This is a genomic window from Luteitalea sp. TBR-22 (assembly GCF_016865485.1).
Taxonomy (GTDB): domain Bacteria; phylum Acidobacteriota; class Vicinamibacteria; order Vicinamibacterales; family Vicinamibacteraceae; genus Luteitalea.
In genome coordinates, this window is record NZ_AP024452.1 from 2,053,434 (window position 1) to 2,074,672 (window position 21,239).

General features: G+C 71.3%; 17 protein-coding genes. 5 read left to right on the forward strand and 12 right to left on the reverse strand.

Features of this window, described 5'->3' with window-relative positions; genetic code table 11:
- Nucleotide 1: 1 nt before the first annotated feature.
- From TBR22_RS08375 to TBR22_RS08400, 6 genes are read right to left on the reverse strand one after another with little or no spacing between them, the layout of a single operon-like run.
- Nucleotides 2–715: a bifunctional precorrin-2 dehydrogenase/sirohydrochlorin ferrochelatase gene (locus tag TBR22_RS08375; protein WP_239492519.1), complete on the reverse strand. Its 714-nt coding sequence runs from the start codon at nt 713–715 to the stop codon at nt 2–4.
- Between the two features lie 4 nt (nt 716–719).
- A complete protein-coding gene (locus tag TBR22_RS08380; RefSeq protein ID WP_239492520.1) occupies nt 720–2,390 on the reverse strand; it encodes an NADPH-dependent assimilatory sulfite reductase hemoprotein subunit in 1,671 nt (556 codons plus the stop codon).
- On the reverse strand, nt 2,387–3,139 hold the full coding sequence (locus TBR22_RS08385; RefSeq protein ID WP_239492521.1) for a phosphoadenylyl-sulfate reductase: 753 nt from the start codon (nt 3,137–3,139) through the stop codon (nt 2,387–2,389). Before TBR22_RS08385 ends, TBR22_RS08380 begins: the two co-directional genes overlap by 4 nt.
- A gap of 8 nt (nt 3,140–3,147) precedes the next feature.
- A complete protein-coding gene (locus tag TBR22_RS08390; protein WP_239492522.1) occupies nt 3,148–4,053 on the reverse strand; it encodes an ABC transporter permease in 906 nt (301 codons plus the stop codon).
- A gap of 1 nt (nt 4,054) precedes the next feature.
- Complete coding sequence (locus TBR22_RS08395) at nt 4,055–4,846, reverse strand: ABC transporter ATP-binding protein (RefSeq protein ID WP_239492523.1); 792 nt, start codon at nt 4,844–4,846, stop codon at nt 4,055–4,057.
- On the reverse strand, nt 4,843–5,880 hold the full coding sequence (locus TBR22_RS08400) for an ABC transporter substrate-binding protein (RefSeq protein ID WP_239492524.1): 1,038 nt from the start codon (nt 5,878–5,880) through the stop codon (nt 4,843–4,845). Before TBR22_RS08400 ends, TBR22_RS08395 begins: the two co-directional genes overlap by 4 nt.
- Nucleotides 5,881–6,330: 450 nt before the next feature.
- Between TBR22_RS08400 and TBR22_RS08405 the strand changes: the two genes are divergently transcribed.
- Nucleotides 6,331–7,368 carry a D-cysteine desulfhydrase gene (locus tag TBR22_RS08405; protein ID WP_239492525.1) on the forward strand — a complete coding sequence of 346 codons (1,038 nt, stop codon included), beginning with the start codon at nt 6,331–6,333 and terminating at the stop codon, nt 7,366–7,368.
- A 169-nt stretch (nt 7,369–7,537) separates the two neighbouring features.
- On the opposite strand, the gene TBR22_RS08410 is transcribed toward TBR22_RS08405, so the two are convergent.
- Together TBR22_RS08410 and TBR22_RS08415 are read right to left on the reverse strand one after the other, a co-directional pair.
- A complete protein-coding gene (locus tag TBR22_RS08410) occupies nt 7,538–8,218 on the reverse strand; it encodes a LamG domain-containing protein (protein ID WP_239492526.1) in 681 nt (226 codons plus the stop codon).
- Nucleotides 8,219–8,229: 11 nt separating this feature from the next.
- On the reverse strand, nt 8,230–9,342 hold the full coding sequence (locus TBR22_RS08415) for a beta-propeller fold lactonase family protein (protein ID WP_239492527.1): 1,113 nt from the start codon (nt 9,340–9,342) through the stop codon (nt 8,230–8,232).
- 113 nt (nt 9,343–9,455) lie between these two features.
- Here TBR22_RS08415 and TBR22_RS08420 point away from each other — a divergent pair, with 113 nt between their 5' ends.
- Nucleotides 9,456–10,550, forward strand: a complete 1,095-nt coding sequence (locus TBR22_RS08420) for an amidohydrolase family protein (RefSeq protein ID WP_239492528.1) — start codon at nt 9,456–9,458, stop codon at nt 10,548–10,550.
- A 132-nt stretch (nt 10,551–10,682) separates the two neighbouring features.
- On the opposite strand, the gene TBR22_RS08425 is transcribed toward TBR22_RS08420, so the two are convergent.
- On the reverse strand, nt 10,683–12,395 hold the full coding sequence (locus TBR22_RS08425) for an acido-empty-quinoprotein group A (RefSeq protein WP_239492529.1): 1,713 nt from the start codon (nt 12,393–12,395) through the stop codon (nt 10,683–10,685).
- A complete protein-coding gene (locus TBR22_RS08430) occupies nt 12,392–13,387 on the reverse strand; it encodes a c-type cytochrome (RefSeq protein ID WP_239492530.1) in 996 nt (331 codons plus the stop codon). The genes TBR22_RS08425 and TBR22_RS08430 overlap by 4 nt, the downstream gene beginning before the upstream one ends.
- A 133-nt stretch (nt 13,388–13,520) precedes the next feature.
- Here TBR22_RS08430 and TBR22_RS08435 point away from each other — a divergent pair, with 133 nt between their 5' ends.
- Nucleotides 13,521–15,749 carry a TonB-dependent receptor gene (locus TBR22_RS08435; RefSeq protein ID WP_239492531.1) on the forward strand — a complete coding sequence of 743 codons (2,229 nt, stop codon included), beginning with the start codon at nt 13,521–13,523 and terminating at the stop codon, nt 15,747–15,749.
- Nucleotides 15,750–15,753: 4 nt separating this feature from the next.
- Here the strand turns inward: TBR22_RS08435 and TBR22_RS08440 are convergent, their stop codons facing one another.
- Nucleotides 15,754–17,736 (reverse strand): TonB-dependent siderophore receptor, encoded by a 1,983-nt coding sequence (locus tag TBR22_RS08440; protein ID WP_239492532.1) that lies wholly within the window; start codon nt 17,734–17,736, stop codon nt 15,754–15,756.
- A gap of 5 nt (nt 17,737–17,741) precedes the next feature.
- Nucleotides 17,742–18,305, reverse strand: coding sequence for a YfiR family protein (locus tag TBR22_RS08445; protein ID WP_239492533.1), 564 nt, complete (start codon nt 18,303–18,305; stop codon nt 17,742–17,744).
- A 125-nt stretch (nt 18,306–18,430) separates the two neighbouring features.
- Here TBR22_RS08445 and TBR22_RS08450 point away from each other — a divergent pair, with 125 nt between their 5' ends.
- Together TBR22_RS08450 and ytxJ are read left to right on the forward strand one after the other, a co-directional pair.
- Complete coding sequence (locus TBR22_RS08450) at nt 18,431–20,803, forward strand: response regulator (RefSeq protein ID WP_239492534.1); 2,373 nt, start codon at nt 18,431–18,433, stop codon at nt 20,801–20,803.
- Nucleotides 20,804–20,832: 29 nt separating this feature from the next.
- Nucleotides 20,833–21,183, forward strand: coding sequence for a bacillithiol system redox-active protein YtxJ (gene ytxJ / locus TBR22_RS08455; RefSeq protein WP_239492535.1), 351 nt, complete (start codon nt 20,833–20,835; stop codon nt 21,181–21,183).
- The last annotated feature ends 56 nt before the right edge of the window (nt 21,184–21,239 follow it).

The window sequence follows — 21,239 nt, forward strand, 5'->3', positions numbered from 1 at the left end:
GTCACACTCCCTTGCATGCCCTGCACACGTCGGGCCGGTCGGACCCGACCACGCACCGGGCCTGCTGATCGCTCTGGCGCGTCGCGCGCGCCAGGAACTCCCGCATCGCCGCGTCGGCCCGCACGCGGTCACCCTCGGCGACCAGCGCGGGCACGCAGCCCTCGAGGACGCCTTCCCACAAGGCCTGGCGGCGCTCGTAGGTGTCCACGTGGTTCCTCACCTCAGGCCGCCAGCTGCCGAGATACTCGGCGAGGACGCCCGTCTGCGGCGTCAGCACCTCGTCCCGGATGCGATCGCGAATCTGCTTGGCGAGCGCCGGACTCGTGCCCGCGGTCGACACCGCCACCTGCACCGGGCCTTGCCGCACGATCGCCGGCGCGATGAAGTTGCAGTGGTCGAGGTCGTCCACCGCGTTGGCCACGCGCCCGGCCTGCTCCGCGAGCCGATAGATGCGCGCGTTGAGATCCCGGTCGTCGGTTGCGGCGTACGACAGGAACTGCCCGTCGAGGTCAGCGGGCTCGAATGCCCGGCGGTGCCACGTCACCGCCTGCTCGGCGGCCCACGCCGTGATGTCCTGACCCGCCTCCGGCGCGACCACCGTGACCAGGGCGCCGGCCTCGATCAACCCGCGCACCTTGCCCGTCGCGATCGGCCCGCCGCCGACGACGAGGCAGGCGCGCCCGTGGAGATCGAGGTAGACGGGGTAGAAGGGCATGGGGTCACGCACCCGCGACGGCGGCCTCCGTGATGGTGGCCTTGAGCACGTCGAAGCCGACGCGATCGCAGAAGTCGCCGAAACCCTCGTCGCCCTGGCGCTCGTCGCGATACCGCGAGAACAGCGGCTTCAACGTGTCGGCCACCTGGCCGAGTGGGACCAGGTCCTGGAACGGCCGCGCGAGGCGCGTGCCCGCCCGGTCGCCGCCCAGGTACAACAGGTACTTGTCGAGCGACCGACCGACGAGCGCGACTTCCGCCACGTACGGTCGGGCGCAGCCGTTGGGGCAGCCGGTCATCCGGAACACGATCGGCAGCCCAGCCAGTCCCTCGTCGGCCAGCGCCGCGTCGATGTCACCCATCACGCGGGGCAGCACGCGCTCGGCCTCGCTGATGGCCAGGCCGCACGTCGGCAGGGCGGGACAGGCGAGGCTGTTGCGGCGCACGCCACTGATGCGCTCGACGGTGACGATGCCGTGAGCGGCCAGCAGGGCCTCGACGGCGCCGCGGTCCGCGTCGCGCAGGCCCGACAGCAGGATGTTCTGCTGCGCGGTCAACTGCACGCTCGCCCCGAAGCGCGAGACGACCTCGCGGATTCCGGTGCGCAGGCGCCGGGGCCCGACGTCGGCGATGCGCCCGGAGTCCACCGGCAGGCCGATCGACCAGGTGTCGGGCGAGGTCTCGGTCCATCCGAGGTGGTCGAGCACCACGAAGGGCGGCATCGGCCGCGGGTCCTCGATCGCGAACGGCACGCGGGCCTGCAGTTCGCGGCGGAACCACTCGACGCCCTGCTCCTCGAGCACGTACTTGAGCCGCGCGTGCTTGCGGTTGGTGCGGTCGCCGAAGTCGCGATGCACCGTCACGATGGCCTTCACGACGTCGACGGCATGCTCGGGGGCGACAAAGCCGATCACGTCGGCCAGGCGCGCGAACGTCGCCTCCTTGTTGTGGGTCACGCCCATCCCGCCGCCGGCCACCACGTTGAAGCCGGCGAGTGCGCCATCCTCCCCGAACAGCGCGATGAGGCCCGCGTCGTTGGTGAAGATGTCCATGCAGTTGTCGCCCGCGAAGGCGATCGCGGCCTTGAACTTGCGCGGCAGGTAGGTGGTGCCGTAGAGCGGGTCCTCCTCGTCGGCGACGATGGCCTCGCCGTCCACCCAGATCTGGTGGTACGCCTTCGTGCGCGGCAGGGTCGCGGCGCTCAACTGGTCGGCGATGCGCTGCACGGCGACGCGGCGCGGGTCGTCGGAGGGCGCGGGACAGCACATCACGTTGCGCACCACGTCGCCGCACGCGCCGAACGTCGTCACCAGCGCGTGGTTGAGGCTGCGGATGGTGTCGCGCAGGTGCCCTTTCACCACGCCGTGGAACTGGATGCCCTGCCGCGTCGTGATGCGCAGCGTGCCGTTGCCGAAGCGGGTGGCGATGTCGTCGTGCGCGAGGTACTGCGCGGCGGTGAGCCGGCCGCCGGGCAGCTTGCTGCGCACCATGAAGATGTATTCCTTGGCGGCCGCACCCCGCTTGTCCCGGTTGGTCTGCTCGTACGACCCGTGGAACTTGATCAGGACCTTGCCGGCCTCGCTCAGGTACGCGTCGGCGCTCTCGAGATCTCCGGCCAACGGACCGCGGAGCCCGTGGCTCTCGGCCTTGACCTGTTCGACGTTCAGCTTGCTCATGACTGTTCCTGGGCGTCGCGCGCCGCCACCGGCGTGAGGACGCGATGCAGTCCGCACTCCTTCTTGGAGGCCTCCCACCACCACCGGCCGGCGCGCGGGTCCTCGCCCGGCGCGATGGGGCGGGTGCATGGCGCGCAGCCGATGCTCACGTAACCCTGGGCGTGCAGGGGGTTGTCGGGCACGTCGTGCTCGTCGAGGTAGGCGACGACCTCGTCGAGCGACCACTCGATGAGCGGGTTCAACTTGAGCAGGCCGTAGCCCTCGTCCCACTCCACGATGCGCATGCCCTGCCGGTTGGCCGACTGCTCGCGCCGCAGGCCGGTCACCCACACGCGCACGCCCTGGAGCGCCCTCGCCAGCGGCCGCACCTTGCGCAACTCGCAGCAGGCCTTGCGGTCGTCCACCGACGCGCGGAAGCTGTGGTGGCCCCGCGTGCCGACGAACACCTCGACCTCGGCCGCGTCCGGGAAGTAGACCTCGATCTGGCGCCCGTACCGCTCGCGTGTCGCGTCGATGAGCGCGTGGGTCTCCTCGAAGAGGCGGCCGGTGTCGAGCGTGAAGATGCGGATCGGGATGTCGTGGGTCCAGATCGCGTCGGTGATCACCTGGTCTTCCTGGCCGAGCGACGTCGAGAACGCCACCGTGCCGGGGAAGCGGTCGGCCACCAGGCGGAGGCGGCCGGGAAGGTCGAGGGCCTCGAGCGCCGAGGCGAGGGCATGCAGGTCGTGGGTGTCGTGGTGTGTGGCCATGGGAGAAGTCATGCGCCGGCGGCGCCAAGGCCCCAGCGCGTCGCGACGCGGCGCTCGAGGGGCGCGAAGATCCACTGGTTGAACGCCACGCCGATGGCGACGATGAGCACCATCACCGCCATCACGCGCGCGGCGTCGTTGAGGTCACGTCCGGTCTGCAGGAGGTTGCCGAGCGACAGCGAGTAGTAGAGGAGTTCGGCGGCCATCAGCGACCGCCACGCGAAGGCCCAGCCCTGCTTCAGCCCGGCGAGCACGGTCGGGAACGCGGCAGGCAACACCACCTCGACGTAGAGGCGCCAGCCGGAGGCGCCGAGGTTGCGCGCGGCCTTCACGAACACGGGTGGCGTGTTGGCGATGCCGTCGCGCACGCCGAGCACGATCGAGAACAGCGAGCCCATCACCACCACGAACACGATGGCGCGCTCGCTGAGGCCGAACCACAGGATGGCGAGCGGCAGCCAGCACACGCTCGGCAGCGCCTGCAGGCCGACCATGAGGGTGCCGAGCGTCTCGCGGAGGCCGCGGAAGCGCGCCAGCAGCAAGCCGAGCCCGACGCCGCCGATCAGCGAGATGCCGTATCCCACAACGAGCCGCAGCAGGCTCGAGGCCGCCCCACGCACGAACACGCCGCTGCGGATGCCCTCGGCCAGCGACGCGCCCACGGCCACCGGGCCGGGCAGCAGGTAGTCGGGCCACGGCCCGAACCGCGACAGCGCCTCCCAGCCGACGAGCAGCAGCGCGAAGAACACCGCGCGGCGCGCCGTGGCCGGCGAGACGAGCCCGGCAATCGGCCCGCCAGGCCGGCCAGCGAGTGCCTCGGTCCCGCTCGATCGTCGGTCTGCCCGGCTCGAATGTGGGTAGGGTCGGCTCTGCGAGCCGGCCGTCAGCGTTGCCGTCTGGCTGGGATTGTTCATGTCAGGCCTCGAGCAGGCTCGGCTCGGTCGTCGCGTCGAGCGCTTGCCGCAGGACGGTCATCACCTCGGCTGCCCGTTCGAGGACCGCGATGTCCTCGAGCGCGCGCGGGCGGGGCAGGTCGATCCGGAAGTCGCCGACGACGCGGCCGGGGCGAGGCGACAGGACGATCACGCGATCGCCGAGCGCCACGGCCTCGCGCACGTTGTGGGTCACGAACACCACGGTCTTGCCCGTGGCGGCCCACAGCGATTCGAGCTCGTGGTGCAGGCGGTCGCGGGTGAGCGCGTCGAGCGCCCCGAAGGGCTCGTCCATCAGCAGCACCGACGGGTCGGTCGCAAGGGCGCGCGCCAGCGCGGCCCGCTGGCGCATGCCGCCCGACAACTGGTGCACCCAGGCCCGCTCGAAGCCCTCGAGGTGGACGCGGGCGATCCAGTCGCACGCGATGTCGTGCTGTTCCGCCACCGGTCGCGACGAGTGCCGGAGGCCGAAGCGGACGTTCTCCTCGACGGTGAGCCACGGGAAGAGCGCCGCGTCCTGGAAGAGCAGGACGCGGTCGGGCGAAGTGCCGGTGACCGGCGTGTCGCCGACCGTCACCGTGCCGCTGGTCGGCGTGTCGAGGCCCGCGATGAGCTGCAGGAGCGTCGACTTGCCGCAGCCACTGGCGCCGAGCAGGCACACGAACTCGCCGGCGGCGACCTCGAGGTCGGTCGGGGCGAGCGCCTCGACGACGCGGTCGCCCGACGCGTACGTCCGCTGCACGCCCGACAGGCGCAGCGATCGGCCGGCGCTCATCGCGATCCTCCCGCCACGGGCGGCAAGCCCTTCTCCTTCAGCACGGCGTTCAACGGCTCGAGGGCGTACAGGGCCGACAGGTCCGGCGTGCTGGTGCCCAGGAACCCGAGCTGGAACGCGTGGTCGGCCATCACCGCGACCGTCGAGGCCAGAGGGTCCCAGGTGTAGTCCACGTGGCGGAACGCGGTCTCGAGGACCGCCGGCGGCAGGGCCGCCGTCGTGATGCGGGCGATCTCGCGGTTGGCCAGCGCTGCGGCCTCGGTCTGGTGCCCGTCGATCCACTGGACGGCGTCGACGTGGGCGCGCAGGAACGCGCGAACGAGGTCCGGATGCGCCTCGAGGAAGCGGGTGGCGACGATCACGTGCGTCGTCGCGAAGCGTTCGCCCGGCCACTTGCTGCGCTCGTCGAACCACACCGTGGCGCCGGCTTCCTGGATCAGCCGTGTACCCCACGGTTCGGCCACCCAGGCGCCGTCGATCTGGCCTCGCTGGAAGGACGTGAGGATGTCGGCCGGCTGTGTCGGGACGATGGCGAAGGTGCCGCCCTCGTCGGCCGTCTTCAGGCCGGCATCGCGGGCGAGAACCCGCAGCGCGATGTCCTGGGTGCCGCCGCGTTGCGGCGTCGCGATGCGCTTGCCCGCCAGGTCGGCCGGCGTGCGGATGCCCGCCTCCGGTCGGATCACGAACAACGCGCCGCCGCTCGACGCGCCGGCGATCACGCGCAGGGCCTCGCCGCGGCTCTTCACGTACCCGTTCACCGCCGGACTGGGGCCCACGTAGGCGATGTCGATCTCGCCGGCCAGCAGCGCCTCGATGGCCTGCGGGCCGGTACCGAAGGTCTTCACCTCGACGGTGTTGGGGGCGAGCGCCGTGCGCACGCCGCCATTGGCGAGCGCGACCATCGCCACGGCATGGGTGAGGTTGGGGAAGTGCGCCACGCGCACCGTCACCGTGCCGCCGGTCGGCGCCGACGACGATCCACCGCAGGCGGCAGTGACGATGAGGACGAGCAGCAGGCTGAAGCGCGTGATCACGTAGGTCCCCGACAGGGCGGCCCGGTCGTCGACATGGCCGCAGAAACACGAAAGCCCGGAAGGTGTGCTTCCGGGCTGCGGCAACGACGAGGGCTGGACGTCAGAGACGGCGTGTCAGCAGGTGGTCGCGGTCGGCGAGGAAGCAGGAGGCATGGCGGGGCGACAACAGGCGCACATACGACGCCCCCGGCCCTCGTTTGCCATCCGCATGCTCCGGCGCGACATGCAGACATCCTGCGTGCGGCGCGCGCGGCGTGCAAGCACGGCAGGTGTCATATGACAGGGATCGGGCACCGGGCACCGGGCACCGAACACCGGGCACCGGGTGCCGGGCGCCGGGCGCCGGGAGCGGGCCCTGACTGCCGACAGCCTGCTGCGACCGACTGCCGACTGCCGACTGCCGACCGCCGACTGCCCACTACCGACTGCCCTGCTGTAAGGTGTGCAGCCATGGATCTGTCGCGCTTTCCTCGTCGCCGGTACTCCCACGCCCCCACGCCCATCGAGCGTCTGCCGCACTTCACCGCGGCGCTGGCGGCGCAGTGCCCGGCGGGACATCGACCCGAGATCTGGATCAAGCGCGACGACATGCTGGGGCTGTTCCCGGGTGGCAACAAGACGCGCAAGCTCGAGTTCCTCGTCGCCGATGCGCTCGCCCAGGGGGCCGACACGCTGGTGACGTGCGGGGCGCCGCAGAGCAACCACTGCCGCATCACGCTGTCGGCGGCGGTGAAGGAAGGGCTGCGGTGCCGCTTCGTGATCGAGGAGCGGGTGCCGCACAGCTTCCGAGAGGATGCCAGCGGCAACCACTTCCTGTTCCGCCTCATGGGCGTGGAGTCGATGCGCGTGGTGCCGGCGGGCACCGACATGGCGGCGGAGATGCAGCGGGAGGTCGAGGCGCTCGCCGGTGAGGGACGCAAGGGCTACGCCATCCCCGGCGGCGGGTCGAACGCGATTGGCGGGCTCGGCTACGTCGCGTGCGTGCAGGAACTCATGGCCCAGAGCCTCGACATGGGTGTCCGTTTCGACCACGTGATCGTCGGCTCCGGCAGCTCCGGGACGCACGGCGGCATGCTCGCGGGGTTCGTCGGGCATCGCTACGACGCGACGCTGACCGGCATCGGCGTGAGCCGCGACCCGCAGGATCAGGTGCCGCTCGTGCTCAAGGAGGCGCAGGCGGTGCACGACCTGCTCGGCACCGGCGTGCAGGTGCCCGTCGAGGCGGTCCGTTGCGTCGGCGGCTACTGGCAGCCGAAGTACTCGGTGCCCAACGCCCGCATGGTCGAGGCGACGCAGTGGCTCGCGCGCACGGAAGGCGTCATCCTCGACCCGGTGTACACCGGCAAGATCATGGCCGGCCTCATCGGGCTCGCACGTGAGGGCCACTTCCGCGACGGCGAGCAGGTGCTGTTCATGCACACCGGCGGCCTGCCGGGCGTGTTCGCCTACGAGCGCGAGCTCCTCGGGCAGGTGGAGATGGCGCCCTGATCATTCGGCGCCCTGGGAATGCCGCGATGCCGTCGGGGGTAGGGCGCGGTGTCTCACCGCGCCGTGATGATGTCGTGATGCCGGGGATGCCGAGGAAGCATCCGAAGGCCGACGGCCGAATGACGAAGGCCGCACCGTTGTCGACAGTGGCGGCGTGGGACACGCCGCCCTACCTCTGTGTGCCCTCGAACTCGCTGGGCGCCAGCGCTCGACGCGTGAAGCGGGCCGAGTGGATCGCGCCCTTGAAGTAGTTCACCAGCGTGATGCGCACGCCGACCGACGTGCGGCCGGCCTTCAGCGGCGCGATCTCGAGCGGGAAGTCGAGCTGCTTCACGCCGTCCACGTAGCTGCTGAACGTGGTGCCGTCGTACACCGCGGCGACGTGGTACCAGCGGCCCACCGGGTGCAGCGCTTCACGGTTGATGAGCGCCTTCTCATTGCCGTTGGAGAACGCGAACGCGTCGAGGAACCACTGCTCGCCGGCGACGCGGATCTCGAACAGCCGGCGATTGTCCGATCCGTCCTCCTGCAGGTGGAACCAGCGCTGCTCGCGGGCGCCGCCGTCGGGGCGGAACACTGCCTCCCACGTGAAGGCCTGGGCGCCCTCGAGGGGATGGCCTGCCACCAGCAGCGCGTCGTCCACGCCATCGAACTCGACGACCCGGCCCAGTGGGGAGTCGACGACCCGCGGGTCGCCGAGCCGCGTGACGTCGCGGCCGCCGATTCGGTCGACGCGATCGAAGCGCCACGTCTCCGAAGGCGGAGCGGTGACCTGCGCCGGCGCGGTCATGGGACGCATCGCCACGAGCGCGACGACGAGGATGGCGAGGACGGCTGGGCACGCATGCATGGAGTGCACGATCAGCGCACGGCCGAGATGACCAGGCCCCACGGGCTGCCGTCGGTGGGGATCTTCGTCACCGCCCCCGACTCCAGGTCGATCGCCGACACGTCAGCCCCCGGCCCATTGGCCGTGTAGGCGGTGCGGCCGTCGGCGCTCAGCGCCAGGCCCCAGGGGCGCTCGCCGACCTCGGCATACGTGCGCGTGACGGCGCGCGTCGCGACGTCGATGGCCGCGATCGACCGGCCGCGGCCGTTGGACACGTACAGCGTCTTCGCGTCAGCCGACAGCACCGCGCCCATCGGGCGGGCCGGGAGCTTGCCGCCCTCTCCCGCCGGCATGTCGATGGTCGTGACGACCTTCTTCGTGGCGGCGTCGACCACCGACACCGCGAACCCGAACTCGCCGGTCACGAACATCGTCGCGCCGTCGGGCGTGAACACGATGGTGCGCGGTCGCTTGGCCGTCGTCACCCGGCCGACCACCTTCAGCGTCGTGGTGTCGACGCCGACGATCTCGTGCTCTTCCTCGCAGGTGACCCACACGGTCTTCCCGTCGGGACTCACGGTGACGCCCTCGGGCTCCTCGCCGACCTTGACGCGCGCCTTGATCTCGCCCGAGGCGAGATCGAGCACCGTCATCTCCGCCGTCTCCTCGTTGGAGACGTACAGGGTGCGCCCGTCGGTCGAGAGGTCGAAGCTCTCGGGATCCTGGCCGCTGTCGTAGCGGCGCGCGACGGCACCCGTGGCGAGGTCGATCACGCCGATGCCGTCGGCGGACCGGTCAGGCGGGGGCAGCGTCGATTCGTCCACCCCCGGCGGCGCGATCGGCGAACCCGAGAGCGCCACGTACAACTGCGTGCCGTCCTTGGAGAGCTTCAGCCCGCGCGGGCGCTTGCCCACGGCGATGCGCTGCACGACCTGCCGCGTCGCGGTGTCGATCACGACGATCTGCCCCTGTGTCTCGTTGGACACGTAGAGGCGCGGCCCGGCCGATGGGCTCGGCGCGGCAGGGGCCGGCGCGGCCGCGGGCGTGCCTTGCGTGGCCGGCTCGGGGGAGCGGCCGCAGGCCGCGGCCAGCGTGAGGAGCGTCGCGGCGAGGAGTGGGGAAGCGGACGAGAAGCGAATCCTCATGCGCGCATTGTGACCCGACCGGCGCGTTGGCGTCACGGCAACCGTCGGCACGCAGGTCGAGCGACGGTGCGTTGCTGCGGGCGCGCTCGACGACCCCGACCATAATGGCGCGCATGCGCACCCGACCGGTCCTCTCGCTGGCTGCCCTCGCCCTGCTCCTTACCGTGCACGCGGCGTCCGGCCAGTCGTCCACGCCACCACCCGCTCCCACGCCTCCCGATCAACTGCTGCTCAAGGACTACCGGCCGATCTCCATCTACCGCATCCCCCAGACCGCGGTGCCGAAGGCGAAGTTCCCGGTCATCGACGTGCACTCCCATGCCTACGTGCAGACGCCGGAAGCCGCCGCGGCCTGGGTGAAGACGATGGACGACGTGGGCATCGAGAAGACGGTCGTGATGGTCGGCGGCACGGGCAAGCGGCTCGACGACGCGATCGCGCTCTTCAAGGCGTATCCGGGGCGGTTCGAGGTGTGGTCGGGGCTCGACCTGAGTGGCGCGGACCAACCCGACTTCGCGGCCCGCGTCATCGCCGAACTCGAGCGCGGTGTCAGGCTGGGCGTCCGCGGCGTCGGCGAGTTGAGCGACAAGGGGCGCGGCCTGCGCAACTCCGGCGGCATGCACGTCGACGACCCGCGCATGGATCCGATCTTCGAGAAGCTGGCCGACCTCGGCCTGCCGGTCAACATCCACGTCGGCGAGGACCAGTGGATGTACGAGGCCATGGACGGGTCCAACGACGGCCTGATGAACGCTTTCAAGTGGAAGATCCCGGCCGATCCCGCCGTGCTCGGCCACGACGAGGTCATCGCGACGCTGGCCCGCGCGGTCAAGAAGCACCCGCGCACGACGTTCATCGCCTGCCACTTCGCGAACACGACCGCGGACCTGTCGATGCTGGCCCGGATGCTCGACGCGTCGCCGAACCTCTACGCGGACATCGCCGCGCGCTTCGGCGAGACCTCGCCGATCCCGCGCACCATGCGGAAGTTCTACGAGAAGTACCAGGATCGGCTGCTCTACGGCACCGACATGGGCACGGACGCCGACATGTACCGTTCGACGTTCCGCATCCTCGAGACCGAGGACGAGCACTTCTACCTGGAGACCCTGCGGCTGTACCACTGGCCGTATCACGGCTTCGGCCTGCCGGACCGGATCCTGAAGAAGGTGTACCGCGACAACGCGCGGAAGATCCTGCGCAGGTAGCCGTCGACCTTCAGGTCGACGGGGCTCGAGGGAAGGGTATGCGTCGACCTGAAGGTCGACGCCCACGAACTGGTCAATCCGTGGCGGTCGACCTTCAGGCCGACCGTCGGTCAAGCCCGACGGTCGCCTCGCCTACTCGTACAGCGCGAAGGCGTACAGCGTGTCGCCCGAGGCGACCAGGATGTGCTGGCGTCCGTCGAGCATGTACGTGACCGCCGCGTTGCTCACGTTGCCGATGCGCGAGTGCCACAGCGGCTTGCCCGTCTCGGCGTCGTAGGCGACGAAGTTGCCGCCCGCGTCGCCCGCGAACACGAGCTTGCCCGCCGTGGTCAGCAGGCCGCCGCCACCACCGTTGCCGAAGCCGGCGCTCGGATACGGCCGTCGCCACACGATCTTCCCGGTGGTCGGGTCGATGGCCGTGAGGAAGTTGCCCGTCGAGCCGACCGACACTTCCTCCTTGCCGCCGAGGCCCATCGAGCCGCGCGGGTCGGGGTCGGTGAGGTAGTAGATCGAGTAGCCGTTCCGCTCGGTCACGTAGAAGTACTTGGTGAGGGGGTTGTAGGCTGGCGGCTCCCAGTTGATCGTGCCGCCCGATGTCGGGTTGGTCAGCGCGCCCGGCACGGTCGGATCCTTGACCGGGTTGCGGCGCACGGCGCCCTTCTTGTCGACTTCCTTGGCCCAGTTGGCGTCGCCGCCGAACTTGGACGTCACCACGTGCTCACCGGTGACGCGATCGAGCGTGAAGAAGTAGCCGTTGCGCGCCGCCGTCGACACGAGCTTGCGCATCTTGCCGTTGACCAGGCCCTCGAACAGGATCGGCGTCTGCGCCGAGTCCCAGTCGTGCATGTCGTGCGGCGAGGTCTGGAAGGCCCAGGCCATCTTGCCGGTGTCGACGTTGATCGCCACGAGCGAGCACGTGTAGAGGTTGTCGCCCTCGCCGCGGCCGGCGGTGTAGGCCGGGATCGGGTTGCCGGTGCCGAAGATGTAGAGGCGCGTCTCCGGGTCGTACACGCCCGGCAGCCACGGGTGGCCGCCGCCGTACTTGGCCGACTGCAGGCTCGGCCAGGTGTCGAGGCCGGGGTCGCCCTGCTTCATCGGCACCGTGTAGAAGCGCCACTGTACCTCGCCGGTCTCCGGATCGAACGACTGGATGTAGCCGGGCGAGTCGATGTCGTTGCCGGTGCCGAGCAGCACGTGGTTGTCGACGACGATCGGCGCCATCGTCGAGAAGTACTGCTGGTCGAAGTCGGCGTGCTCCTTGTTCCAGCGCTCCTTGCCCGTCCTGGCGTCGAGTGACACGAAGAAGTTGTCGGGCGTGACGAAGTACAGGTAGTCCTTCCAGATGCCGACGCCGCGGTTGGCAATCGGCGTGCTGCCCTTGGTGCGCCAGAAGTAGTGCCAGAGCTCGCGGCCGTCGCGCGCGTCGAGCGCCCACACGTTGTCGGGCGAGGTCACGTACAGCGTGCCGTTGACCATCAGCGGCGTGCCCTTGACGTTGGCGGGCACGGCCGGCAGGTCCTGGGGACCGTTGCCGCCGACGATGACCGGCGCGCCACCGGGGGCGCGGAAGCGGCCACCGCCGCCCGCGCCGGTGCCGGCGGTGAGCCGGGCCGTCCACGCCAGCGACAGGTGCTTGACGGTGGTGCGATCGACCTGCGTCAGCGAGCTGAAGCGCTTGCCGGTGTAGTCGCCCGAGTACGTCGGCCAGTCCTCGCCGACCGGTTGCACGAGGCGCTTCGGATCGAGCGACGGGGCGGGCGCCGACGACGGGGCGGGGGCCTGGCCAGCCAGCACGATCGGCGCCGCCGCCAGGGCGACGGTCAGGATCAGTCGGTTCGTTCTCATTTCAGCGTCACCAGGTAGGCGGTCACGTTGTGCATGTCGGCGTCGGTCAGCACGCGCAGCAGGTCGCGGTGGCCGGCCAGCGGGTCGGTCACTTCGACCCTGGGCACGTCGCCGTTGCGGCGGAACGTGCGCTGCGAGCCGTCGGCCTGCGCGATGGTGACGGTGAAGTCGTCGAGCCGCACCAGCGTGCCGGTGACCTTCTCGCCGGCCGCCGTGGTGATCGTGGCCGTCGTCACGGCGCGCTGGCGGGGTGCGCCGGCGCCAGGCGCCGGCGGGCCGAACCGGGCCATGCGGCCGCCCGACACCCAGGCGTTCTGCAGCATCTTCGGCTCGGCATAGCGCGTGGCGATGCCGGCGAGGTCACCCGTGGGCTGGTGGCAACTGGCGCACTTCGCGGTGAAGTAGGCCGCGCCGGCCTTGGCGTCGCCGACAACGATGTCGAGCTTCACTTCCTCGCCGGGCGGCGGGTTGCCCTGGCCGCCGATCTTGCTCTGGAGGTCGTGGACGAACGCGATGACGGCGCGGATGTCCTCGTCGGGCAGCGGGCTGGCCACCATCTGCGTGCCCGGGCGGCCGTTCTTGATGACCGGGTACATCAGCTCGCCGGCCTTGTCGTTGAGGGCCAGCTCCGAGCGGAGCAGGTTCGGGCCGCCGAGCTGGCCACCGCGCGCGTCGGCGCCGTGGCAGGGGCCGCATGCTCCCGCGAAGATGCCGCGGCCGCGCTGGATGACGTCCGGGTCACCCTTCGGCCGCTGCTGGGCCGGGAAGCGACCCTGGCCGCCGCCCGGTCCACCCTGGCCACCGCCACCGGCGGGCCGAGGGGCCGGGGTCGCGGGCGCCTGCGGCGCCTGCGTGCCTGGAGGGGGCGGACCCCCGTGTCCTTCGATCACCGGCGGTTGCGCCGGTGCCTGCGGCCCTTCGGTGGCGCGGACGCCGACCGACAGCGCCACCCCGATCGCCGCCGCGGCGACCCATGCTGAACCAGCTCTCATGTGTCCGTGTCTCCCTGGATGCGGGCAGCCGCGGGGGCGCCCGATCCTGTCGTGACTATCGACGCGTGTACGACTGAAAAGGGTGGCACGTTTCGGTGGGGCCGCGCCACTGTGCAGTGGCAGAATCGACGGGATGCGCCTCGTGCTGGCGGCCACGCTCCTCCTCATCCCCCTGATGGCGTACGCGCAGGAGCCGGCGCCCCCCACATCGACGTCGACCACACCGGCGCCTGCTCGCCCCCCGGCCCCGGCCACCGCGACCGAGACCGTCGACGTGATCGCCGTGACGCCGCTGCATGGCTCGGGGCTGCCGCGCACGCACCTGCCCGCCAACGTGCAGGTGATCGACGCCAGGACGGCTCCCGGGCCGGTCACCGACCTCGGGGCCCTGCTGACCCAGGGGCTCACGACCCTGCAGGCCAGCGAGGCCCAGGGCGGCCTGTTCCAGCCTGACGTCGTGTTCCGCGGGTTCTCGGCCTCCCCCTTGCTCGGGGCCTCCGAGGGGCTCGCCATCTACGTCGATGGGGTGCGCGCCAACGAGCCCTTCGGCGACGTCATGAACTGGGACAGCCTGCCGCCGGGGGCGCTGGCGACCGTCAACGTGATGCCCGGGTCCAACCCGATGTTCGGCCTCAACGCGCTCGGCGGCGCGATCTCGGTGCGGACCCGCGACGGGTTCTCGAGCCGTGGCGGCCGCCTGGCCATGTCGGCTGGCGCGTTCGGGCGGGTGCGCGGCGATGGTGAGGTCGGCGGGGCGCGGGGGCCGTGGGCCGGATTCCTGGCCGGCTCGTGGCTCGACGAGCAGGGCTGGCGGGATCACTCGCCGTCGGCCTTGCGACGCGCGTTCGGGCGAGGGTCCTGGCGGGGCGCCTCGACGATGGTCGACGTGGCGGCGACGGTGGCCAGCAACGACCTCAGTGGCAACGGCACCGCGCCCGAGAGCCTGCTCGAGGTCGACCGGAGTGCCGTCTTCACCTACCCCGATCGGACCGATCACGATCTCGTGTCGGTCACCGGGCGTGCCGACCACCTCTTCGCACCGACTCTCCGGCTCGAGGCGATGGCTTCCGTGCGCGACGTGCGGTTGCGGACGCTCAACGGCGATGCTGCCGATGACGACGCCGGGCTGGGCGAGGACGCCGGCCTCCTGAATCGCAGCCGGACCGACAGCGTCGCCGGCAGCGCCATGGCGCAACTGGTGTGGACCAGGCCAGTGAAGGGACGGGCGCAGCACGCGACCGTCGGGCTGTCGGCCGACCTGTCCGACAGCGGCTTCGCGTTGGTGAGCGAGTTCGGCACCCTGACCGAGGACCGGCAGGTGATCGGCACGGGCGTGCTGGACCCGGAGGCCTCGGTAGGTCTGGATGCGCGCACGCGGACGCTCTCGGTGTTTGCCAGCGACACGATCGACGTGACCCGGCGCGTCCACCTCACGGCCGCGGCGCGGGTCAACTGGTCCTCGGTGGTCCTGCGCGATCGGCTCGGCGACGACCTCGACGGCGATCACGCCTTCGCACGCCTCAACCCGGCGGCCGGCGTCACCTGGGACGTCACCGATCGCCTCAACCTCTTTGCCGGCCTGTCGCAGGCCTCGCGCGTGCCGACGCCCGTCGAGCTCACATGCGCCGATCCCGACGATCCCTGTCGCCTGCCGAACGCCTTCGTGTCGGACCCGCCGCTGGACATGCCCGTGGCGCGCACCCTCGAGGCCGGCGCCCGCGGGCACGCATCGCGGGGCAGCTGGAGCGTCGCCGCATTTGCCACGCAGGTGCGTGACGACCTGATCTTCGTCAGCAGCGGACGTCTCCGCGGCACCGGTCACTTCGAGAACGTCGCGCGGACCCGGCGGCACGGCATCGAGGCGGCCGGCGACTGGCGCATCGCCGGGCTCACCGTGTCGGGCAGTTATGCATGGCAGGCGGCCACCTACGGCGCCGACCTGCTCGTCCCCAGCGCCCTGCATCCGGACGCCGACGGCGGCGCGTTGCCCGTCGAGGAGGGCGACACGCTGCCTGGTGTGCCGCGGCACGTCGGGCGGGCGATGCTCGCCGCGCGCCCCGTGGCCGCCCTCGACCTCGGCGTGCAGTGGCGCGCCCAGTCGAGCCAGATGCTGCGCGGTGACGAGGGCAACCGGCTCGCCCCGGTCCCCGGGTTCATGACGGTGGATGCGCAGGCCCGGTGGCGTCTCGGGCGGCGGCTTTCGCTGGTGGCCCAGCTCGTGAACGTGTTCGACGCCGAGTACGCCACCTTCGGCACGCTGGGCGATGCCGGGATTCTCGACGAGCCCTACGACGACGAGTTCCGGTTCGTCAGTCCTGGCGCGCCGCGGGCCGCGTGGGTCGGCCTCGAGGCGCGTTTCTGAGCGCTCACAACCCGAGCGTGATCCGGAGCGAGAAGGTGCGGCCGTCCTGGCCGATGAGTTCCTGGCGGAACTCCGCGCCGACGGGGTCGGCGTAGGAGACGTCGAACAGGTTGTAGACCGAGGCGGCGATGGACCCGCGCAGCCCGCGCGGCGTGACGCGGAACGTGAGGTTGGTCAGCGCATACGCGTCGGCGATCGCCCCGAGGTCCGAGTGACGCTCCCCGACGTACTGCCAGTCGAGCGCCAGTGTCGCCCGCCGCGTCACGATGGGACTCTCGAGCCGGAACAGGCCGAGCATCCCCGGCGAGTTCGACAGCCGTTCGTGCGTGGTGCCATCGTCGGTGTCCTGGGCGACGACGCTGCCGCGCAGGAGCACACCGTTGACCCACCGGCGTTCGGCCTCGAACTCCGCCCCCACCGCGTGGGCCGAGGACGCGTTGGCGTAGGTGGCCGAATCGCCGATCGCCACCTGGGAGATCAGCTTCTCGATCCGCGTCACGTACACCGAGGTCGACAGCCGGAGTCGTCCACCCACGTAGCGCTCGGCGACGACCTCGCCGGTGCGCAACGTTTCCGGCTTCAGGGCAGGATTGGCGACGAAATCCTCCTGCGTGTAGAAGCGCTCGTAGGCGTTCGGCGCGCGGTATGCCCCGCCGTACAGGAACTTCAACGAGGTGTCGGCATCCGGCCGGACGATGAGGCCGAGCCGCGGATGGGCGCTCCAGCCGTCGAGGCTCCAGTAGTCGGCGCGTGCCCCGAGCACGGCGCTCACCTTCTCGCCGAGGCGCACCTCGTCCTGCACGTAGACACCGAGCTGCCGCGATCGATGGTTGTCCTCCTCCGGTCCGGCGCCCCGGTCGATCAACTGCATCTGCCGGAGATGCTCACGATACTCGGAGCCGAACGTCAGGCGGTGCCGTGGCGACAGCCGTCGCGAGGCGGTGAGCTCGCCCACGAGCCAGTCACCGCCGGAGTACTCCGCGTAGGTGTCTTCCTCGCCGACGTAGGTCCCCTCGTAGCGCATGTGGTCGTAGAAGCCGCGCACCGTCAGGTTGGTCGTGCCGACGTCGCCGCGCCAGGTCGCGCCGAACCAGGCGCGCCTGTCGATGGTCTGCGAGGCGGGCTCGCTGAGCGCCGTACCCCACGCGCCGGTCGGGAGGTGCTTCTCGCGCTCGACCATCGTGCCCTCCAGCGCCAGGCGTCCCAGACGCACGCTGGCCAGCAGCGAGCTCGCGCGGTCGCCGTCGGCGCCGACGCTGATGCCGGGGCCGGTGACCGGATCGTCGTATTCCGGATAGTGGAGCGTGCTGGCGCCATCACTGGTCAGGTGCGATGCCGACAGCAGCAGGTCGTGGCCGCGCTCGTCGGAGGCGCCGAAGGAACCGCGGGCCCGCCAGGTGCCGAGGCTTGCGCTCTCGAGGCTGCCTTCGACGCCACCGAGTGCGGCGCCCTTCTTGAGGATCACGTCCACGACGGCGAAGAAGGCGCTGGTGCCGTAGAGCGCCGATCCGGGGCCCCTGATGATCTCGATGCGATCGACAAGTTGAATGTCGATGGGGAAGTCGGTGCCGAGGCCGACCGCATCGAACACGTTGTCGTTCAGCCGGTGTCCGTTCACCAGGAACAGCACGCGGTTGTTGTAGTCGGTGGGGCGGCCGAAGCCCCGGGCGCCCAGGTAGGCGTAGTTCCGGTCGTAGGTGACGTAGAAGCCGCGCTGGGCGCGGAGCACCTCGGCGAGGGTGCGCCAGCCGTACGTCGCGATCTCATGGGCCGTGACCACCGTGACCGACGAGGGCGCCTCGGTGACCAGCTGCTCGCGCTTGGCCGCCCCGGAGACGGTGTCGACCTTGATGGTCATCAGCTCCTCGAGGGACTGCCCGGTCAGCGCCGTGTCCGGCGGGGAGGGCGAGGCGGCAGGAGGCGACTGGGCCAGCACCGGGGCGGCAGCGAGCCAGAGAGCGACGAGGAGAGGGGAGGGGCGCAGCATGGCAATCACCCGACGATGCGAGCGAGACGAAGGAGATGGGAACTGAGCGTGATGCCGGCGCGTGCGGCGGCGCCGGTGTTGGCATCGAAGCGGATGCGATCGCCGTCGACGTAGACGCCGATCACCAGGCCGGCCTGGCCCATGCCCTCGCCTTCGCCGATGGTCAGCACGCCCTTGGGCTCGACCGCCCGCACCAGGGCTGGCGCGGAGGCACGCTGGGAGGCGGCCAGGACGACGACCGGGGGTGGCGAGGCCGGCAGGAGCGTGAGCGAGGGCACCCCCGAGACGCCGAGCGCGCGGCCATCGACGCGCTGACCGACCGATGCCTCACGGAGCGCGTCGGCAAGGGCCGCATCGCCCACCACCACGATGGCGAGCGCGGCGGTCGGGTCGGCGGGCCCCGTGGTCCGCCAGGTCACCAGCCGGAGCATCCGGACGATCATCTCGGCCTTCAGCTGTCGTTCGCCGACCTGATGCGCGCCAGCGGCCAGCGTGGCGCAAGCCAGCACGGCCGCAACGAGCGCCGACCGGAGCGTCGAGCAGGCAGGGGAGCCGGAGGACAGGGGCATCAGGAAGCCGGGGGCACCGGGTCCTCCTACCAATCGGCCGTCCCCGTCGGCTTCGCCAGCACGGTGGCCGGGTTCACGCGGGTGACCCATAGCGCCGATACACGGGACAACGGGCACTCCCGCTGATGCGTCTTCGCCTGTCCCTTCGTCATCGCCTCACGCTGGCGCTCATCGCCGCCAGCGCCTGCGGCCTCGCCCTCACGGGGGCGGGGCTGGTGGCCTATGACACGCGGACGGCCCGCGTCCAGCTGGCGCACGAACTCGAAGGCGTCACCCGGCTGGTGGCCATCAACAGCGACGCCGCCCTGACGTTCGGCGACGTCGACGCCGCGCAGGCGACCCTCTCCTCCTTCTCGGCGCGCGACGATGTGCTGTCGGCGGCCCTGTATCGGCGCGACGGCGTCCTGCTCACCCAATATCGCGCTCAGGGCGCGGCCGCGCCGCCGAGCACCGCCCCGGCTCCGGGCACCGCGTTCTCGGGCAGCACGATCCAGGTCGCGCGCGACATCTGCAACGAGGGAGGCTGTGTCGGCCGGCTGGTCGTCGTCGCCGACCTGCGCGAACTCGAGGCCCGGCTGCTCGGCATGCTGGCCATCTTCGGCGGCGTGTTCGCGGTGTCGCTCGCCGTGGCCTGGGGGCTGGGGGCGCTGCTGCAGCGGCCGCTGGTGCTGCCGCTCCGGCAGCTGTCTGATGCCGCGGCCGAGGTGAGCCGGTCGCGGCGCTTCGACGTGGCGCTGCCGGCGGTGAACCGGACCGACGAGATCGGCGTGCTGGTGACCGCGTTCAACGACATGCTGCGCGAGATCGGCTCGCTGTACGGCGAGTTGCAGCACCATCGCGAGAGCCTCGAGCAGACCGTCTTGCTGCGCACCGCCGAACTGCGCGAGGCCAAGGAGCGCGCCGAAGCGGCCAACCGGTACAAGAGCGAGTTCCTGGCCAACATGAGCCACGAGATCCGGACGCCGATGAACGGCGTGCTGGGCATGACCGAGCTCGCCCTCGAGACCGGACTGGAGCCCTTGCAGCGCGACTACGTCGAGACCATCCGGCGGTCGGCCGAGTCGCTCCTCTCGGTGATCGACGACGTGCTCGACTTCTCGAAGATCGAGGCGGGACGACTCGACGTCGAGGTGGTGCCGTTCTCGCTGCCCGCCGCCATCGACGACGCGCTGGGGGCCCTGGCCGTGCGTGCCCACCAGCGTGGGCTCGACCTGGTGTGCGATCCGGCGCCGGGGTTGCCCGAGCACGTACTCGGCGACCAGGGGCGGCTGCGCCAGGTGCTCATCAACCTGCTCGGCAACGCGATCAAGTTCACGCTGACCGGGTCGGTCCAGCTGCACGTGAAGCTGGGCACCTCGCCCGATGGCGACGCGCGCCTGTGTTTCGCGGTGAAGGACACTGGTGTCGGCATCCCCGCCGAGCGGCAGCAGGCGATCTTCGAGGCGTTCACGCAGGCCGACGGATCGACGACCCGGGTCTTCGGCGGCACCGGCCTCGGCCTGACGATCTCGGCCCGGCTCGTCGCGCTGATGGGCGGCACCCTGACCGTGTCGAGCGTCGTCGGGCAGGGCAGCACGTTCGCCTTCGACCTGCCGCTGCTGGTGGCGCCTGGCGTCCCGCTGGCGTCCGACCTGCCCTCGGGCACCCTGGCGTCGCAGGCGGTTGTGGTGATCGAGGCCCACCCGGCCTCGCGCGACGTGCTGCGTCGGTGGCTGTCGGGCTGGGGCGCCCAGGTCCGCGCCTGCGCCCACGTCGACGAGGCCCTGGCGCACCTGCGCACCGCCGACGCCGTCTTCGCCGACTGCACTGCGATCGAGGATCCACGCCTGCAGCGGCTCTCGCTCGGGCCACGCATGCCGACGATCGTCGCCATGCTCAGCACCGCGGAGTCGCCGCGCTCGGCCGGCCTGGCCCCCACCAGCACCCTCGTGAAGCCCCTCCGCCGCACGGCAGTGGCAGCCATCGCGGCTGCGGCGCTCGGGACGACACGCAGGCCCGCCGCCGAGGCGCCCGTGGGCGGGGACGGTCCGGCGGCGCCCCTTCCAGAGGCGCCCGTCCCGGCGGCGCAGCTGGCACGGCCGCGACAGGTGGTGCCGGCGCTCGTCCGGGTGCTGGTGGCCGAGGACAACCCGGTCAACCAGCGGGTCGTGCAAGGCATGCTCCGGGCCAGCCAGTGCGAGGTGGTGCTGGCCAGCAACGGGCGCGAGGCGGTCGAGGCGTGGCAGCGCGGCATCTTCGACGTGGTGTTCATGGACGTGCAGATGCCGGAGATGGACGGGTTCGAGGCCGTCGCGGCCATCCGCGCCGCTGAAGCGGCGTCGCAGCGGCTCCGGGTGCCGATCGTCGCCCTCACCGCGCACGCCATGGCCGGGGACGCCGAGCGCTGTCTCGCTGCCGGCATGGACGGCTACCTCTCCAAGCCGCTCCGCCGGACCGCCCTCGAGGACGAACTGCGCCGCCTCGGCGTCCTGAAGGACCGGCTCGAGCAATCGGCGTAGGGCGCGTCGTTCGGGTATCGTGGATGTCGATGAACCTGCTGACCTCCCTCGAGGCCCTCGAGGCCCTGCTCGCCCAGTCGCACCGTGGTCCCATCCTCCTGTTCAAGCACAGCGAGACCTGCGGGCTGTCCCTGCAGGCGCACGAGGAAGTCTCGGCCCTGGTGGCCGACGCGGCCTTCGGCGTGCCGGTCCACCTGGTGTCGGTGCAGCGCAGCCGTCCGGTGAGCGAGGCCATCGCCGCGCGACTCGGCGTGCGTCACCAGTCGCCGCAGATGCTCCTCGTGCTCGACGGCGCGGTCGCCTGGCACACGTCGCACCTGGCCATCACCGCCGACGCCGTGCGCGCCGCGGTGTCGCGCCTCCCCGTCGCCACCCGCTGATCGTCGGGACCCCGCGGCCCGCGCGACGAGCGTAGAATGCGCCGCGAGGTTCCCCA

Coding starts and splice junctions, on each gene's coding strand:
- TBR22_RS08405 (WP_239492525.1), top strand. CDS start 6,331: ATGGATCTGTCGCGCTTTCCTCGTCGCCGGTACTCCCACGCCCCCACG.
- TBR22_RS08415 (WP_239492527.1), bottom strand. CDS start 9,342: ATGAGGATTCGCTTCTCGTCCGCTTCCCCACTCCTCGCCGCGACGCTC.
- TBR22_RS08380 (WP_239492520.1), bottom strand. CDS start 2,390: ATGAGCAAGCTGAACGTCGAACAGGTCAAGGCCGAGAGCCACGGGCTC.
- TBR22_RS08395 (WP_239492523.1), bottom strand. CDS start 4,846: ATGAGCGCCGGCCGATCGCTGCGCCTGTCGGGCGTGCAGCGGACGTAC.
- TBR22_RS08390 (WP_239492522.1), bottom strand. CDS start 4,053: ATGAACAATCCCAGCCAGACGGCAACGCTGACGGCCGGCTCGCAGAGC.
- TBR22_RS08450 (WP_239492534.1), top strand. CDS start 18,431: ATGCGTCTTCGCCTGTCCCTTCGTCATCGCCTCACGCTGGCGCTCATC.
- TBR22_RS08375 (WP_239492519.1), bottom strand. CDS start 715: ATGCCCTTCTACCCCGTCTACCTCGATCTCCACGGGCGCGCCTGCCTC.
- TBR22_RS08385 (WP_239492521.1), bottom strand. CDS start 3,139: ATGGCCACACACCACGACACCCACGACCTGCATGCCCTCGCCTCGGCG.
- ytxJ (WP_239492535.1), top strand. CDS start 20,833: ATGAACCTGCTGACCTCCCTCGAGGCCCTCGAGGCCCTGCTCGCCCAG.
- TBR22_RS08420 (WP_239492528.1), top strand. CDS start 9,456: ATGCGCACCCGACCGGTCCTCTCGCTGGCTGCCCTCGCCCTGCTCCTT.
- TBR22_RS08440 (WP_239492532.1), bottom strand. CDS start 17,736: ATGCTGCGCCCCTCCCCTCTCCTCGTCGCTCTCTGGCTCGCTGCCGCC.
- TBR22_RS08425 (WP_239492529.1), bottom strand. CDS start 12,395: ATGAGAACGAACCGACTGATCCTGACCGTCGCCCTGGCGGCGGCGCCG.
- TBR22_RS08445 (WP_239492533.1), bottom strand. CDS start 18,305: ATGCCCCTGTCCTCCGGCTCCCCTGCCTGCTCGACGCTCCGGTCGGCG.
- TBR22_RS08435 (WP_239492531.1), top strand. CDS start 13,521: ATGCGCCTCGTGCTGGCGGCCACGCTCCTCCTCATCCCCCTGATGGCG.
- TBR22_RS08410 (WP_239492526.1), bottom strand. CDS start 8,218: ATGCATGCGTGCCCAGCCGTCCTCGCCATCCTCGTCGTCGCGCTCGTG.
- TBR22_RS08430 (WP_239492530.1), bottom strand. CDS start 13,387: ATGAGAGCTGGTTCAGCATGGGTCGCCGCGGCGGCGATCGGGGTGGCG.